The sequence below is a fragment of the Bacillus carboniphilus genome, assembly GCF_039522365.1.
Classification (GTDB): domain Bacteria; phylum Bacillota; class Bacilli; order Bacillales; family JC228; genus Bacillus_BF; species Bacillus_BF carboniphilus.
On sequence record NZ_BAAADJ010000015.1, the window covers coordinates 1 to 15,759 of the forward strand.

Annotated in this window: 15 protein-coding genes and 1 other annotated feature; of the genes, 13 read left to right on the forward strand and 2 right to left on the reverse strand. The window is 37.8% G+C overall.

Annotation, left to right across the window (positions count from 1 at the left end):
- Positions 1 to 316 precede the first annotated feature (316 nt).
- The 8 genes from ABDZ91_RS07505 (at position 317) to ABDZ91_RS07540 (ending at position 8,204) form a co-directional block, all read left to right on the forward strand.
- Positions 317 to 1,117 (forward strand): DUF2268 domain-containing putative Zn-dependent protease, encoded by an 801-nt coding sequence (locus ABDZ91_RS07505; protein WP_343797756.1) that lies wholly within the window; start codon positions 317 to 319, stop codon positions 1,115 to 1,117.
- A 158-nt stretch (positions 1,118 to 1,275) separates the two neighbouring features.
- Positions 1,276 to 2,304: an ABC transporter ATP-binding protein gene (locus tag ABDZ91_RS07510; protein WP_343797758.1), complete on the forward strand. Its 1,029-nt coding sequence runs from the start codon at positions 1,276 to 1,278 to the stop codon at positions 2,302 to 2,304.
- Positions 2,301 to 3,296 carry an ABC transporter ATP-binding protein gene (locus ABDZ91_RS07515; RefSeq protein ID WP_343797760.1) on the forward strand — a complete coding sequence of 332 codons (996 nt, stop codon included), beginning with the start codon at positions 2,301 to 2,303 and terminating at the stop codon, positions 3,294 to 3,296. Before ABDZ91_RS07510 ends, ABDZ91_RS07515 begins: the two co-directional genes overlap by 4 nt.
- A 37-nt stretch (positions 3,297 to 3,333) precedes the next feature.
- Positions 3,334 to 5,103: an oligopeptide ABC transporter substrate-binding protein gene (opp4A, locus tag ABDZ91_RS07520; protein WP_343797762.1), complete on the forward strand. Its 1,770-nt coding sequence runs from the start codon at positions 3,334 to 3,336 to the stop codon at positions 5,101 to 5,103.
- A gap of 49 nt (positions 5,104 to 5,152) precedes the next feature.
- The gene (opp4B, locus tag ABDZ91_RS07525; protein ID WP_343797764.1) at positions 5,153 to 6,118 is read left to right on the forward strand and encodes an oligopeptide ABC transporter permease; all 966 of its coding nucleotides are present in this window, start codon (positions 5,153 to 5,155) and stop codon (positions 6,116 to 6,118) included.
- 12 nt (positions 6,119 to 6,130) lie between these two features.
- Positions 6,131 to 7,039, forward strand: a complete 909-nt coding sequence (gene opp4C, locus ABDZ91_RS07530) for an oligopeptide ABC transporter permease (RefSeq protein ID WP_343797766.1) — start codon at positions 6,131 to 6,133, stop codon at positions 7,037 to 7,039.
- A 115-nt stretch (positions 7,040 to 7,154) separates the two neighbouring features.
- Positions 7,155 to 7,370 (forward strand): YuzI family membrane protein, encoded by a 216-nt coding sequence (locus ABDZ91_RS07535; protein WP_343797768.1) that lies wholly within the window; start codon positions 7,155 to 7,157, stop codon positions 7,368 to 7,370.
- Positions 7,371 to 7,457: 87 nt separating this feature from the next.
- Positions 7,458 to 8,204, forward strand: coding sequence for a YjbA family protein (locus tag ABDZ91_RS07540; protein WP_343797770.1), 747 nt, complete (start codon positions 7,458 to 7,460; stop codon positions 8,202 to 8,204).
- A 34-nt stretch (positions 8,205 to 8,238) separates the two neighbouring features.
- On the opposite strand, the gene trpS is transcribed toward ABDZ91_RS07540, so the two are convergent.
- Together trpS and ABDZ91_RS07550 are read right to left on the reverse strand one after the other, a co-directional pair.
- Entirely contained in the window at positions 8,239 to 9,228 is a 990-nt protein-coding gene (gene trpS, locus ABDZ91_RS07545; protein ID WP_343797772.1) for a tryptophan--tRNA ligase, read from the reverse strand.
- Between the two features lie 58 nt (positions 9,229 to 9,286).
- Positions 9,287 to 9,503 (reverse strand) — a binding site (T-box leader).
- A 47-nt stretch (positions 9,504 to 9,550) separates the two neighbouring features.
- Complete coding sequence (locus ABDZ91_RS07550; protein ID WP_343797774.1) at positions 9,551 to 9,907, reverse strand: DUF3899 domain-containing protein; 357 nt, start codon at positions 9,905 to 9,907, stop codon at positions 9,551 to 9,553.
- Between the two features lie 146 nt (positions 9,908 to 10,053).
- Here ABDZ91_RS07550 and ABDZ91_RS07555 point away from each other — a divergent pair, with 146 nt between their 5' ends.
- The 5 genes from ABDZ91_RS07555 to ABDZ91_RS07575 all read left to right on the forward strand — a co-directional run bounded on the left by ABDZ91_RS07555 (position 10,054) and on the right by ABDZ91_RS07575 (position 15,756).
- A complete protein-coding gene (locus ABDZ91_RS07555) occupies positions 10,054 to 11,694 on the forward strand; it encodes a peptide ABC transporter substrate-binding protein (RefSeq protein ID WP_343797836.1) in 1,641 nt (546 codons plus the stop codon).
- Positions 11,695 to 11,783: 89 nt separating this feature from the next.
- On the forward strand, positions 11,784 to 12,713 hold the full coding sequence (opp3b, locus tag ABDZ91_RS07560; RefSeq protein ID WP_343797776.1) for an oligopeptide ABC transporter permease: 930 nt from the start codon (positions 11,784 to 11,786) through the stop codon (positions 12,711 to 12,713).
- The gene (opp3C, locus tag ABDZ91_RS07565; protein WP_343797778.1) at positions 12,713 to 13,735 is read left to right on the forward strand and encodes an oligopeptide ABC transporter permease; all 1,023 of its coding nucleotides are present in this window, start codon (positions 12,713 to 12,715) and stop codon (positions 13,733 to 13,735) included. The genes opp3b and opp3C overlap by 1 nt, the downstream gene beginning before the upstream one ends.
- Before the next feature lie 16 nt (positions 13,736 to 13,751).
- Positions 13,752 to 14,822, forward strand: a complete 1,071-nt coding sequence (locus ABDZ91_RS07570; RefSeq protein ID WP_343797780.1) for an ABC transporter ATP-binding protein — start codon at positions 13,752 to 13,754, stop codon at positions 14,820 to 14,822.
- Positions 14,815 to 15,756 (forward strand): ABC transporter ATP-binding protein, encoded by a 942-nt coding sequence (locus tag ABDZ91_RS07575; RefSeq protein ID WP_343797782.1) that lies wholly within the window; start codon positions 14,815 to 14,817, stop codon positions 15,754 to 15,756. Before ABDZ91_RS07570 ends, ABDZ91_RS07575 begins: the two co-directional genes overlap by 8 nt.
- The last annotated feature ends 3 nt before the right edge of the window (positions 15,757 to 15,759 follow it).

Genomic DNA, 15,759 nt, shown 5'->3' on the forward strand with positions numbered 1-15,759 from the left:
AACTAAATCCGGTACCCCGTACCCTTCAAAAAATTGTTCTACTACCTGCTTTTTCATATCATACGAATACTTTTTTTGTCCCATTTTTTCCGCCTCCCCATTACTCACTTTAACATGTAACAAGTGTGCGGACTTCTAAAAGTGTCTACTATATAGGTACATTATCACGATTTTAGTGCGAATAATAAATTTTGAGTGCGAATTTACCATCTCGGCACAAAAACCACATGAGGCAACAACAATGTACCACCATATATAGAACGTTTCCCACTCAAACCAACATATACTATACCACTTCAAAAAGAGGTGGATGACAATGACAGTAATTAACACTTACAAATGGTTTTTAAACAAACCCTACAATGTCGACACAGTTATAGAGAATGTAAAGAAACACTGGCGAAATAAAGAAGAAAGCTACAATTCAGAGAACGAGTTAAAACAAATCCTATTGGATCATGGTTTGAATTTCCGAGAAGATTCAGGAAAAAAAATAATGAAAAGGTTGCAAGAAATAAAAGTTTGGAGTTTAATAAAAAAGTATTGTTTAAAATACAGAAGAATTTGGCATGGGCCAGATGTCCCGATTTTTATCCTTCCTATCGATACAAACAACAGACAGCTAATGAAGGATACAAACGGAAAGTCGGGCGTTGCATTCCCTGCCGCACTATTCTTATTCCTTTCAGACATTCCAACCGAAAAAGAAATAGAAGCTCTATTCGTGCATGAATATCATCATGTATCGAGATTCCATGCGTTAAAGAAAAAGAGCTATATGACTTTACTAGATTCCATTGTGATGGAAGGTTTGGCGGAGCATGCAGTGTTAGAATACTGCGGGGAAAATTATATTACAAAATGTAATAAGATCTATTCTGAAGAACAGTTGAAAAACTGGTGGAAACGTTGGTTTTACCCAAATCTTTCGACAAGAAGAGAAAAAAAATTACACGATTCGCTAATGTATGGTAGAAAAATGTTTCCATTCATGGTAGGATATTCAGTAGGCTTTTTTTTAATTTCAGAATTCAGAAAAAAAGAAAACTTTTCTACAAAAACATTTATTGGAGAACCGGCGGAAACATTCTTGTCATATATCGACGAAATCTCCTAGTAAATCAATCTATTAAAGGTTTCTTTTAAATATTCTAAAAATAGGAAAAAGTTATATGTGAAAAAAGTATTGCTTTTGTAATGAAACTGTAATAGTATGAAAGTCAAATGAAACAATTGACTGAATAATTCAAAAAAGTAAAAGTAAGAGGTGTCCCTATGAGCGGAAAAACAACAACTCAATCTGAAGCACCTTTGCTTGAGGTTAAGAACTTAGAAACTGCTTTTAAAATTGATGGCCAGTACCACAATGCAGTAGACAATGTATCCTTTAACGTAAAGCCACGTCAAATTGTCGGAATAGTTGGTGAATCCGGCTGTGGAAAGAGTGTAATGTCACTTTCCATTATGAAGCTTTTGCCAAAAGAAAATGGTAAGATTCGCAGTGGTGAAATTAAGTTCGCTGGAACAAACCTTGAAAACATGACCGACAAACAAATCAATAAGATCCGTGGTAAGGATATGGCCATGATCTTCCAAGAACCGATGACAGCACTAAACCCAGTGTTCTCAATCGGGTACCAAATAGAAGAAGTATTACACAACCATATGACCATTTCTAAGAAGGAAGCTCGCTTAAAATCTATCGCTCTATTAAAGAGTGTTGGGATTTCTCGCCCAGAAAAGATAGTTGAAGAGTATCCTCACCAACTCTCTGGTGGAATGCGTCAACGTGTCATGATCGCAATAGCCATTGCATGCCAACCAAAGTTACTTATTGCCGATGAGCCTACTACAGCGTTGGATGTAACTGTACAAGCCCAAATCTTAGAGCTACTAAAAGAAATCCAATCTGTAAATGACATGGCTATCATCATGATTACCCATGACCTTGGTGTGGTAGCTGAGATTTGTGATGAAGTTATCGTTATGTATGCAGGTAGAGTAGTAGAAAAGACTGATGTCGATACATTGTTCCATGATCCTAAACACCCATATACTGAATTACTAATGGGTGCAATTCCTAAGCTTGATGAAGAGAAAGAGGAACTTGCAACGATTAAAGGTATTGTTCCTTCATTAAAGAATATGCCTAGTACGGGTTGTAGATTCGCAGCTCGCTGTCCAAAAGCCATGCCTGAATGTACACAAATTACTCCGCAACTTGGAGAAACAGATGAAGGGCATGAGGTTGCTTGCTTACTCTATGAAACTAGCAGGCCGAAAGAAGGGATGAACGTATCATGAGCACCTTAGAAAAAGATTTGAATCAAAAGGAGAACTTACTAGAAGTTCAAAACCTGAAAACTCACTATCCAATCAAGGGTGGGTTCTTTAGAAGAACTGTCGCTACTGTTAAGGCTGTTGATGACATCTCCTTTGAAATAAAAAAAGGTGAAACATTAGGTCTTGTAGGTGAGTCTGGTTGTGGTAAATCAACAGCTGGCCGAACTATATTAAGACTATTAAAGCCGACAGATGGAAAAATCATTTTCGATGGTGATGATATTACTAATTTATCAGGGACGAAATTACGAGAAGCAAGAAAAGATTTTCAAATGGTATTCCAAGATCCTTACGCTTCACTTAACCCTACACAAATGGTAGGAGATATCATTGCTGAACCAATTTTGAATTATACAAGACGAAATAAGGCAGAACTAAAGAAAGAAGTAATGGAACTTCTTGAAAAAGTAGGTCTACCTGAAGATGCTTACTACAAGTATCCTCATGAATTTTCTGGTGGACAACGTCAGCGTATCGGTATTGCAAGAGCATTAGCTTTAAGGCCGAAGCTCATTATTGCGGACGAGCCTGTATCAGCACTTGACGTTTCTGTACAATCACAAGTTTTGAACCTACTAAAAGAGCTACAAGATGAATTTGATTTAACTTTCTTATTCATTGCCCACGATTTAAGTGTAGTAAAACACATGAGTGATCGTATCGGTGTTATGTACTTAGGGAATATGGTTGAACTTGCAGACAAGAAGAGCCTATATGATGAACCACTTCATCCGTATACACAAGCTCTAATTTCAGCCATCCCTGAGCCAGACCCAAGAAAGAAGAAAGAAAGAATCATACTTCAAGGTGATGTACCGAATCCAACGAACCCACCTACTGGATGTCCGTTCCACACAAGATGTCCAATGGCTAAAGAGGAGTGTTCGAAAGTTAAACCAACCTTGAAGGAGGTGAAGCCTGGACATAAGGTAGCATGTATTCTTTATGATTGATACTTTAAAATTATTATCCTATGGGGGGAAAACAACAATGAACTTCAAAAAGTCATCATTTTTATTGATGGTCATGATGCTAGTTCTTTCATTGTTCCTAGCTGCTTGTAGCGGTGGCGACGATGATTCAAAACCAGCAGATGATTCAAACACACAAGATGAAAACAACGAGGGTTCTGATGAAGGAACTTCTAATGGTCCTGTAGAGGGCGGAACACTTACTTATGCAATGGAAGGTGAATTCGAAGGTCTTTTAGACTTTGCATTCTACGGAATCGCTTCTGATGCAGAAATCTTAGCTTTCATTAACGAAGGTATGTACTCTTATGATGAAAACCTTCAACCAATTCCTTGGTTAGCTGATTGGACAGTGTCTGAAGATAACAAAACTTATACTTTCACACTAGTTCAAGATGATATTAAATGGCACAATGGTGAAACTTTAACAATGGAAGATTGGGTGTTTGCATTAGAAACTCTTGCACATCCTGACTATACTGGTCCACGTTACGTTAACGTTCAAGACGTAGTGGGTGCTGAAGAGTTCCACGCTGGAGAAGCTGACAGCATTTCTGGTTTAGTTCTTTCTGAAGACAAGCAATCTCTTGAAGTTACATTCAAAGAAGCTGCAATCAACAACTTAACAAACCTTTGGTCTTACCCAATGGCTAAATCAGCATACGATGGTATTGCTGTAGCAGATATGCAAGAATCTGCACCAGTTCGTAAAAACCCAGTTGGTGTTGGTCCTTTTAAAGTGAAAAACATCCTACCTGGTGAGTCTGTTGAAATGGTTAAACACGAAGACTACTGGAGAGGTGCTCCACACCTTGATAGTGTTATCGTAAAAGTAATCGATAGTGCATTAACAGTTGGGGAATTAGAAACTGGAAACATTCATATGACTGCTTTCCACCCATCTATCCTTGATCAAGTTAAAGCATTAGATAACGTTGAGATCATTGAAGTTCCTGGTCTATCTTACTACTATGTTGGTTTCAAACTTGGTAAGTGGGATGGAAGCAAAAACGTTATGGATCCAAACAGCAAGTATGCTAACAAGCAATTACGTCAAGCAATGCTATATGCAATCAACCGTCAAGAATGGGTAGACGCATTCTTCAGTGGTTTAGGTGGTCCTGTAAATACTCCAAGTCCATCTGCTCACTGGATTACTGCTTCTGACGATGAGCTACCAAACAACTACACATTTGATCCAGCAAAAGCTGAAGAACTTCTTGATGAAGCTGGTTATGTAGATGTTGATGGTGATGGTTTCCGTGAAGATCCAAATGGGGATCAATTCGTAATCAACTTTGGTCACTATGACACTGGTAACCCAACTTTCGAAGCACGTGCTAGAGCAATTACTCAATACTGGCATGATGTTGGTCTAAACGCTGAGTTAGTTATGACAGAAGTAAACCTTTACTATGATATGATCGAAAAAGATGATCCTACAATCGAAGTATTCTACGGCGGTTGGGGAACTGGTGCTGACCCAGATCCATCTGCACTATGGGCTGAAGATGCACTTTGGAACTACCCACGTTGGGTAAATGAAGATGCAGATCAACTTTTAGCAGATGCATTAAACATGGATCTTCTAAAAGATGCTGATGGAAACATCGATAACGACAAGCGTAAAGAAATTTATGTACAATGGCAATCAATTGTAAACGAAGAACTACCTTTACTTCCAATTATGGAACTTACTGATGCATGGGCTGTAAACTCTAATGTTAAAGGTATTACTTTTGGCGTTAACGGTACAAACCCAGCAAACGAGTGGTGGATCGAGGAGTAATTTTCTCCTCTTCCCCATCGCTTTTAACGATGGATAAGGAGAATGCATAATGATTAAGTACACACTACGAAGAATACTTGGAATGATTCCAATGCTTTTCCTTATCTCCATTGTAGTGTTTACCCTGGCTAAGTTAATGCCAGGGGATTCACTCAGTGGGGAAATAGATCCTACTAACACGGATCCCGAATACATCGAAATGATGAGGGAGAAGCTTGGATATAATGACCCGTTACCACAGCAATATTTCAACTGGATTACAGGAATCCTACAAGGTGAATTTGGGAAATCAACACGATACAAAATGCCTGCAGAAGAACTAATCTTAGAACGATTACCTAATACGATATTTTTAGGTTTCTCTTCATTAATAATCACCTACGTCATGGCATTTGCTATGGGCATTTACGCAGGACGAAAACCGTATACACTTGGAGATAACCTCATTGCAGGGTATAACTATCTCGGGTTTGCGATACCATCTTTCGTTGCTGCTGTTTTTTCAATCTATATTTTTTCATTTGGATTGGGATGGTTCCCTTCAAACGGATCAGTAGATATTCAATTAGAAAAAGGCACATTAGATTACTTTATTAGTAGATTACATCACGTAATTCTACCTGCACTATGTTTAGGGATGCTTAGTACAGCATCATATACACAGTTTTTACGAAATGACATCATTGAGAATAGTAGAAAAGACTTTGTACGTACTGCACGTGCAAAAGGTACGAAAGAATCTAAAATTTATAATGTACACATCTTAAGAAATTCAATTATTCCATTAGTAACTTTCTTAGGATTTGACCTTGTTTCATTAGTAGGTGGAGCAATTATCACAGAGACAATCTTCACTTATCCTGGAATTGGTCAGTTATTTCTAAATTCGGTAACAAACCGTGACTATTCAGTATTAATGGTATTAACATTAATGTTCACTTTCCTAGTATTGATTGGTAACTTGCTTGCTGACTTACTATATGGAATTGTGGATCCACGGATTCGGATAGAGTAGGAGGAATGGCAAATGGAACCTCAATTAGAAAAATCAACGGCAACCCAAGTTAAACCACCGAAAAGCATGTCTCCTTTCGCCATTGCCCGTCGTAAGTTTTTACGTAATAAACTAGCAATGATTAGTGTCTGCTTTTTGATTTTTGTATCTGTGATTTCTTTTTTAGCCCCATATATTACAACGGCTGACGTTGAACGTGTAAATATCGGATCCATGTCATTAGAGCCTTCTAGCGAACACTGGCTAGGTACTGATAAAAATGGACGAGATGTATTTACTAGATTACTATATGGTGGTCGAGTTTCACTACTTGTAGGTATTTCATGTACGTTAATTGTAATCACAATCGGAACAATTATCGGGTCAATTGCTGGTTATTTTGGCGGAGCGGTAGACAACTTGTTAATGCGCTTTACTGACTTCGTATTGAACTTCCCATTCTTAGTATTCGTAATTGTACTAAATACAATCCTTTTTGGAATAATTAGTGGTGTATGGGTTCTTATCCTTGTTATCGGATTCCTATCATGGGGTGGAGTTGCGAGGATTGTACGAAGTAAAATTCTCGCTGAGAAAGAAAATGAGTACATTTTAGCTGCAGTATCAATTGGTTGTAAACCATCAAAAGTTATCGTAAAACACTTATTACCAAACGTTCTTTCAACAATCATTGTACAAGCTACTCTACTATTTGCTGGTATGATTGTAGCTGAAGCTGGTCTGAGTTATCTCGGATTCGGTGTACCATCATCTACTCCAAGTTGGGGTAACATGTTGGCATTTGCGAATGAACCAGATGTGTTAAAAGATAAACTTTGGATGTGGGCACCTCCTGCACTAGCTATTGTATTCACAATCCTTTCTATCAACTTCGTTGGTGAAGGTTTAAAAGACGCATTTAACCCTAAATCTAATCGTTAAAATCTATCATACTTTGTATGGTAGATTTTTTTTTGCTTATTACATCAGATAGCTTGTACTAATCATCTATGGACAAACATAAATTTGAAGAAAATAGTTCATAAAGGATGAGATCATGAGCTACCGCATTTTTTTATTGTTAACTGGATTTGGTTTAAGTGTCGCCGGTGGTATTAGTACATTGGCTTATCTGAACTTATTGACTACAGGTCTAGAATTTCTAGATTATTTAATCTTTATAGCTACTAATATTGAATGCTTATTATTACCGATTGGTATAGCCTTTATTTGGTTCAGTATCTATATACCAAACCTTCGTCAAAAGGACTAATTTTTATAAAACTGGATAGATAGGAATATTTTTACTTCATCCTGCCCATACTTAGAGACATAAACAAAGGTTGCGAGGGGTGCAAGTATGTTATATCTCCACGACGTTTGGGTGAATTGGTTTGAAGGTGAAGAGAATGGATACAATGTCTGTCATTTTCATGAATGGAGGAAAGACGACAGTGTTGAACTGTTAGATCAGGTTCCATTACTAAAAGTAACACCTGAGATTTTTTCCTATATTGAAAACGATTTAGCTGAACTTCCCAAGCAGCTATTAGAAGACGTGTATCAAAAAGCATACTTAAGGAAGAATCATGAAAGAATTCAAGTAGATTATTGTTTTATTATTACAGATGGAATAGGGATTATGGCTGTTGATACAATCGGGTATAAGATACCTGTACGTAAAAGTCGGCTGATACCTCGTCAAGAACAGCTTGTGTATGACATGGTGGAAAACCAAGATCCTATTCATTTTGAACTACCTGAGACCAAAATACATAAAGAGTACCATATTCTCTCGCCGTCTCCGATGGATATGAATGGTTTGACCCGTAAAGAAAGACAATTGAAGCAGCTTCTTCTAATGGCAATGGACCAATTGAATACTTCCAAAAATGCTGCTGAAGTGCGCTATTGGCTGACAGAGTGGAATCCGGAGAATTATTTACAAAATCAAGGCCTAAGCTTTGATGACGCATGGTATAAGTTATACGAAGAAGTTAAAAATGGATGGTCGGACAAGCATAAAGTGTTATGTGAAAACATGATTAAAGGACAACCGTTCTTTGAGAAACTGTGGGAAATTGAAAATGGTTCTAAAGTAAATTAAAAGGCAGTGCCAATCGGGGCACTGCCTTTTACTATTACTTACGCTTACGCCCAAGACCCATGGCATTTTCCATCTTCTTAGCCATCTTACTAGCAATAGCATTCGCCTTTTGAGCGCCTTCATCTAAAATTTGATCTAATTCTTCAGAATCAATTAGTTCATAATAGCGTTGTTGAATTGGTGTCAAAGCATCCACCACAACTTGAGCTAAATCTCCTTTAAAATCACCGTAGCCTTTTCCTTCATACTTTTGAACAATTTCATCAATCGTTTCCCCAGAGAAAATGGAATAAATAGAAAGAAGGTTTGAGATACCTGGCTTATTTTCTTTGTCGTATTCCACAATCCCCTCTGAATCCGTAACAGCACTTTTAATTTTCTTTTCGATTTGTTTGGGTTCATCCAGTAAAGAGATAAATGCTTTTTGGTTAGGGTCAGATTTACTCATTTTTTTCAATGGGTCTTGAAGAGACATAACTCTTGCTCCAACTTTTGTGATTCTCACTTCTGGAATTGTAAAGATATCATTGTACTTCTTATTGAATCGTTCAGCTAAATCTCTAGTCAATTCTAGATGTTGCTTTTGATCTTCGCCTACAGGAACAATATCAGTGTTATAAAGAAGAATATCTCCAGCCATCAATGGAGGATAGGTAAGCAAGCCTGCAACTACAGCTTCTTTTCCCTGTGATTTATCTTTGAATTGCGTCATTCTTTCAAGCTCTCCAATATAGGAAACACATTGTAGCATCCAGCCTGCCTGGGCATGCGCTGGAACTTCAGATTGAATAAAGATAGTCGCTTTTTTCGGGTCAATACCTACAGCAATATACATAGCTGCTAGGCTTTTGATATTTTTTCTTAATTGTAATCTGTCTTGTGGAACGGTAATAGCATGTTGATCTACGATACAAAAGAAACAATCGTAGTCGTTTTGTAGTTCAACAAATTGCTTCATTGCACCGATGTAGTTTCCAAGTGTAATCGTTCCACTTGGTTGAATACCAGAGAATATGCGTTTCATTACTTTCACCTCAAAGTTATTTTCTCTTACAAATAAAAAAACCACTCATCCCTAAAAACAAAGGGACGAATGGTTTGAATTCCGCGGTACCACCCTAATTGCCAAATTGGCCTCTCAAATGCTCTGTAACGTGAGCTTTACGCTGATTCATACTCCAAACTGTTTCCTAATCAGACTCAAAAGTCCATTCCTATTAGTTGACTGTTTGTTTTCACCAACCACAAACTCTCTAAAAAGTCAGTTCTAATAGTACTCTTCTTTTTCCCCGTTCATTATGCAGATTATAAATATGTTTTCATTATAGGTTGATATGAGGCTGGAATCAATAGGAAAACGTAAAAAAATAGGAAAATAGGGATATGGCAATGAGTAACATTCCACTTCCAATCATCCAACCGTACGATATATTCATTAGTGTTGATAACGGTCGGTACTCATCAGGGTCCTGTTCAATCTGATTTTTAAAGAAAACCTTCCGAATTCCTTCCGTTACTACATTGAAGAAACCTTTTTTCGTAATCATAATCAAAAGTCCGATCATTAACAAAAAGAGCCCAATGTAAAAGTTATGGTCTACAAAATTAGTCCATCCATTCTGGTCGTTAGCTAAGAAGGTAACGATCAAAACGGTTAGCTGAGTTAAGAAAAATACCGTAAACACCTTTACCCAAAAATTCATGCTTTCATCACCATGCTTAGAATAATTTCTCCAGTTTGTAACAAATTATTTTTAACGGTTATATCACCTCTGCTTATGTAAAGTTTTTACATATTAAGCAGTTGTTATAACACAAAAGTCATGAGGAGGTTTTTTAATTGAAAAAAATGAACTCTTTTTTAGCCATTTTACTTACAATTAGTGTTTTATTATCGGGATGTTATGGCGGAGAAGGCGGTGAAGGTGGAGGAGAAGGAAAAGATGCCGCACAAGTTCTAAAAATCACTGAGACTGCAGAAATTCCGACAATGGACAGTGTGATGGCGGAAGATGAAGTTGGATTTAACATTATGAACCAAGTATTTGAAGGCTTAATGAGATTAAATAAGGAAAACGAACCAGAACCAGCAGTGGCAGAGGATTATGAGGCTAATGAGGATGAAACGGAATACACGTTTACACTCCGAGAAGATGCAAAATGGTCGAATGGGGACCAAGTAAAGGCTCAAGATTTTGTATTTGCTTGGAGAAAAGCAGTTGACCCACAAACTGGTTCTCAATATGGACCTTACATGATGAATGGAGTTATTAAAAATGCTACACAGGTTTCTGAAGGTAATTTACCACCAGAGGAATTAGGTGTGAGAGCTGAGGATGATAAAACGTTAATAGTTACATTAGAAAAACAGGTACCATACTTTATCTCGTTAATGACGTTCCCAACATTTTACCCACAGAATGAAGCTTTTGTGAAGGAAAAGGGAGACCAATACGCACTTAATAGTGACAACCTTGTATATAATGGTCCGTTTAGTCTTGCGAAATGGAATGGAACCGGCCAAACCTGGCAGTTCGTAAAGAATGAAGAATATTGGGACAAGGATGCCGTTAACCTTGAAAGAATAGAAGTAACCGTAACGAAAGATTCACAATCACGTGTGAACTATTATGAAGCAGGCGATTTAGATATTTCAGGAGAGCTTTCTTCTGATTATGTAACTAAATACAAAGAAGATCCAAACTTTGTGAGTTATCTGGAACCAACTATCTTTTGGCTGAAGTTGAACCAAGAGAGAGAACCGTTCCAAAATGAAAATATAAGAAGAGCGATTGCACAGGCGATAGATAAAGATGCACTAGCCAATGATTTATTGAAGAACGGATCAATTGGTGCAAATTATGCTGTTCCAAAGGACTTTGTCAGTCACCCTGATTCAGGTGAAGACTTCAGAGAAGCTAACGGAGATATGCTTGAATATAACCCAGAAGAAGCAAAATCATTATGGGAAACAGGATTATCCGAACTTGGTGTATCTGAGCTCACCCTAGATATTCTAGGAGGAGATACCGATAACGCAAAACGTATGGATGAATTTTTAAAGAATCAATTAGAGAAAAATCTACCTGGGCTTACCATTACGCTAACAGAAGTTCCTTTCAGTGTAAGACTTCAAAGAGATTCATCTCTTGATTATGATATTCAGGTCGCAGGTTGGGGCCCAGACTACCAAGATCCTATGACATTTTCTGACCTCTGGGTGACAGGTGGAGGAAATAACAATATGGCCTATTCAAACTCAGAATATGACCGATTGATTAGCGAAGCACAAAACGAATTATCGGACAACCCTGCTGAACGCTTCGAAGCTTTACAGGAAGCAGAACGAATTTTATTAGAAGAAGATGCAGCCATTGCTCCACTTTATCAAGAAGGTAAGTCGCTTCTTGTTAAGGATTATGTAAAAGGTCTCGTTACGCATCCGTTTGGTCCTTCCTATAGCTATAAATGGGTTTCAATCGAGAAATAATGGTTTGTGAATACTCTTGCTTGCAGGAAAGGGGAGTAGCCGATGGATACTCCCTTTCTTCTGTTAGTAAATGAATTGGAGGTGTAAAAGTGACAAAGTATGTTTTACAGAGGGTTATATATATGTTGATTACATTATGGATTGTTGTTACTTTTACGTTTTTTTTAATGAAGCTTTTACCTGGTACACCTTTTTCTGCACAAGATAAGCTATCTGAACAGCAGTTAGCTGTGCTAGAAGAAAGATACAACTTAGACAAACCAGTGCCCGTTCAATATGTAAGTTATCTTACTAGCTTAATACAGGGGGATATGGGGATATCCTTTCAGTTTGATAACAGAGAAGTTACGGGTTTAATTATGGGTCGAATTGGTCCGTCCCTAACCTTAGGCCTACAAGCCATTGTATTTGGAACTCTTTTCGGGGTTATTTTAGGGATATTATCTGCCTTGTATCAAAACACTTGGATTGATTTTGGAAGTACATTTATAGCCGTATTAGGTAAGTCTGTCCCCTCATTTGTATTTGCTGCACTTTTGCAATATTTTATAGCTGTAAGGTTAGGCTGGTTACCTGTTGGGACTTGGAAAGGGTTTGAATACAGTATACTGCCAACCATTTCACTAGCTATGTTTCCCATTGCAACTGCTGCTCGTTTTATGAGAACAGAGCTAATCGAAGTATTAGGATCAGATTATATTCAATTAGCGCGTGCAAAAGGGGCTAATTCATATGAAATTGCAGTCAAACATGCACTTCGAAATGCATTGATCCCACTCATCACCGTTTTAGGACCTTTAACCGTAAGTTTGATGACGGGCTCATTGGTCATTGAGAATATATTTTCAATTCCTGGCATAGGAGATCAATTTGTAACAGCCATTTTTGTTAACGATTATCCTATTATTATGGGGACAACGATTCTGTTTGCAGCACTATTTGTTTTCATCATATTTGTAGTGGATGTTTTATACGGCATTATTGATCCACGAATTCGATTAGCGGGAGGGAAGTCTTAATGAATCCTACTGAAAAATTCCCAAAATCGATGTTTGAACCAGTGGATATTGATAAAGAAAAAAGTGAAGCTATTGCCAAACCCAGTCTTACCTTTATGCAAGATGCATGGCGAAGACTAAAAAAGAATAAGGGGGCTGTTTTCAGCTTATATGTACTAGTGTTATTAACGCTATTGGCTCTCTTTGGTCCTTATATCAACGAGTACACTTTAGAAAGTCAGAACACGGCAAGAGCTAATTTACCACCAAAGATTCCATTACTTGAAAATATAGATTGGTTGCCTTTCGATGGTAAAGTTGAGCGTTATGGAAATGATGTAGACTTATATGAACAAAAAGAGATTGATGAGTACTTCTGGTTTGGAACAGATGCTCTTGGAAGAGATATTTTTACTCGTGTGTGGGAAGGCACAAAAATATCGTTGTATATTGCCTTTTTAGCAGCCTTTATTGACATGGTTATTGGTGTTGTTTATGGAGGAATCTCTGCTTACTACGGGGGAAAAGTAGATAATATAATGCAACGGATCATTGAGGTGTTAGTCGGTATTCCAATTCTTATCGTTGTAATTCTAATGATTCTTATCTTAAAGCCAGGAATTATCTCGATAACCATTGCCTTAACGATTACTGGATGGACTGGAATGGCACGTGTTATTCGTGGACAAGTTTTAAAGCTAAAAAACCAAGAGTATGTTTTAGCTTCCAAAACTTTAGGAGCCGAAAACAATCGAGTAATCATGAAACATCTCCTTCCAAACTTGGCTGGGGTCATTATCATCAATACGATGTTTACTATTCCCAATGCCATTTTTTTTGAGGCCTTTTTAAGCTTTATTGGTTTAGGGCTTCAGTCACCGTATGCATCCCTTGGAACACTGATAGAGGATGGTTACAAGTCTATGCAAATCTTCCCGCACATTTTAATTTTCCCAGCGGTGATTTTGAGCATAGTTATGATTTGTTTTAACCTCCTTGCAGATGGTTTACGTGATGCATTTGATCCAAAAATGCGCGATTAAAGGTAGGTGAGAACCAATGGAAAATTTATTGGAAGTTAAAGATTTGCATATATCTTTTCACACTTTTGGAGGAGAAGTTCAGGCCATTCGGGGTGTGAATTTCAACCTTAAAAAAGGTGAAACGTTAGCCATTGTAGGTGAATCTGGATCAGGGAAATCTGTAACTACTAAATCCATTATGAGGCTACTTCCACCATCTAATTCAGAAATTAAAAATGGAGAAATTCTTTTCGAAGGGAAAGACTTAGCTCGCCTATCTGAAAAGAAGATGCAGAGGATTAGAGGGCAAGATATTTCAATGATTTTTCAGGATCCGATGACTTCATTGAACCCAACTATGACCATCGGTAAACAAATTATGGAGCCCTTGTTAAAACATCAGAAATTAAACAAATCTGACGCCAGAAAAAGAGTAATAGAGTTATTAAAATTAGTTGGTATCCCAAAACCAGAGGAGAGATTTAAGCAATATCCTCATCAATTTTCGGGTGGGATGAGGCAACGTGTAGTTATAGCGATTGCCCTAGCCTGTAATCCCAAGATATTGATTGCAGATGAACCCACAACAGCATTAGATGTAACCATTCAAGCGCAGATATTAGATTTAATGAAAAGCCTACAAAAGAAAGTAGATACTTCCATCATTTTCATTACCCATGATCTTGGAGTAGTCGCAAACGTTGCGGACCGTGTGGCGGTTATGTATGGAGGGAAAATAATAGAAATTGGAACAGTGGATGAAATCTTTTATAATCCACAGCACCCTTATACATGGGGATTGTTAAGCTCCATGCCTAGTCTTGAGGCAAGTGATGAAGAATTGTATGCGATTCCTGGAACACCACCTGATTTATTGCACCCACCAAAAGGGGATGCCTTTGCTCCTAGGAACCGGTATGCCATGAAGATTGATTTGGAAAAAGATCCACCGCTTTTTAAAGTATCCAATACTCATTACGCAGCGACATGGCTCTTACACCCCGATGCACCAAAAGTAGAGCCACCAGAAGGAATAAAAGAAAGACATGCAAAATTTGAAAAAATGAGGATTCATCCTTCTCAGGAAGGAGGTAACCCTAATGAATAACCGAGAAAAGCTTTTAGAGATAAAGGATTTAAAGCAATATTTTAATAAGGGAACGCCTAGAGAAGTACGGGCTGTCGATGGGATTTCATTTGATATTTTCCGGGGTGAAACTTTAGGTCTCGTAGGAGAATCGGGGTGTGGAAAGTCTACAACGGGACGTACCATTATCCGACTTTATGATGCGACGAGCGGGGAAGTACTTTTTAATGGAGAAAATGTGCACGGTAAAAAAAATAAGAAAAAATTAAAAGAATTTAACCGAAAAATGCAAATGATATTCCAGGATCCTTATGCATCCTTAAATCCAAGAATGAAGGTAGCCGACATTATTGCAGAAGGCATTGACATTCACGGATTAGCTAGTAATGGTAAGGAACGAAAAGAAAGAGTGAATGAGCTTTTAGAAACCGTAGGGCTTAACCGTGAACATGCAAACCGATATCCTCATGAATTCTCAGGTGGACAAAGGCAACGTATAGGGATTGCAAGGGCCCTTGCCGTAAAGCCAGAGTTTATTATTGCAGATGAACCTATTTCTGCATTGGATGTTTCCATTCAAGCTCAGGTTGTAAACTTAATGAAAAAACTACAAAAGGAAAAAGGTTTGACTTACCTATTTATTGCACATGATTTATCAATGGTAAAATATATCAGTGACCGGATTGGTGTCATGTATTTTGGTAAGCTGGTGGAGTTGGCAACAAGTGAAGAGCTTTATAAAAATCCGCTTCACCCCTACACGCAAGCGTTACTTTCAGCGATCCCTCTTCCTGATCCAGAATTTGAAAGAACGCGTGAAAGAAAGCACTATGACCCTTCCATGCATCAATACGCGGAAGGAGAGGAAGTCAAAATGAGGGAAATTACTCCTGGGCATTATGTGTATTGTTCTGAAAAAGAATATGAACGCTATAAGCAAGGGGAATCCTTGTAATGA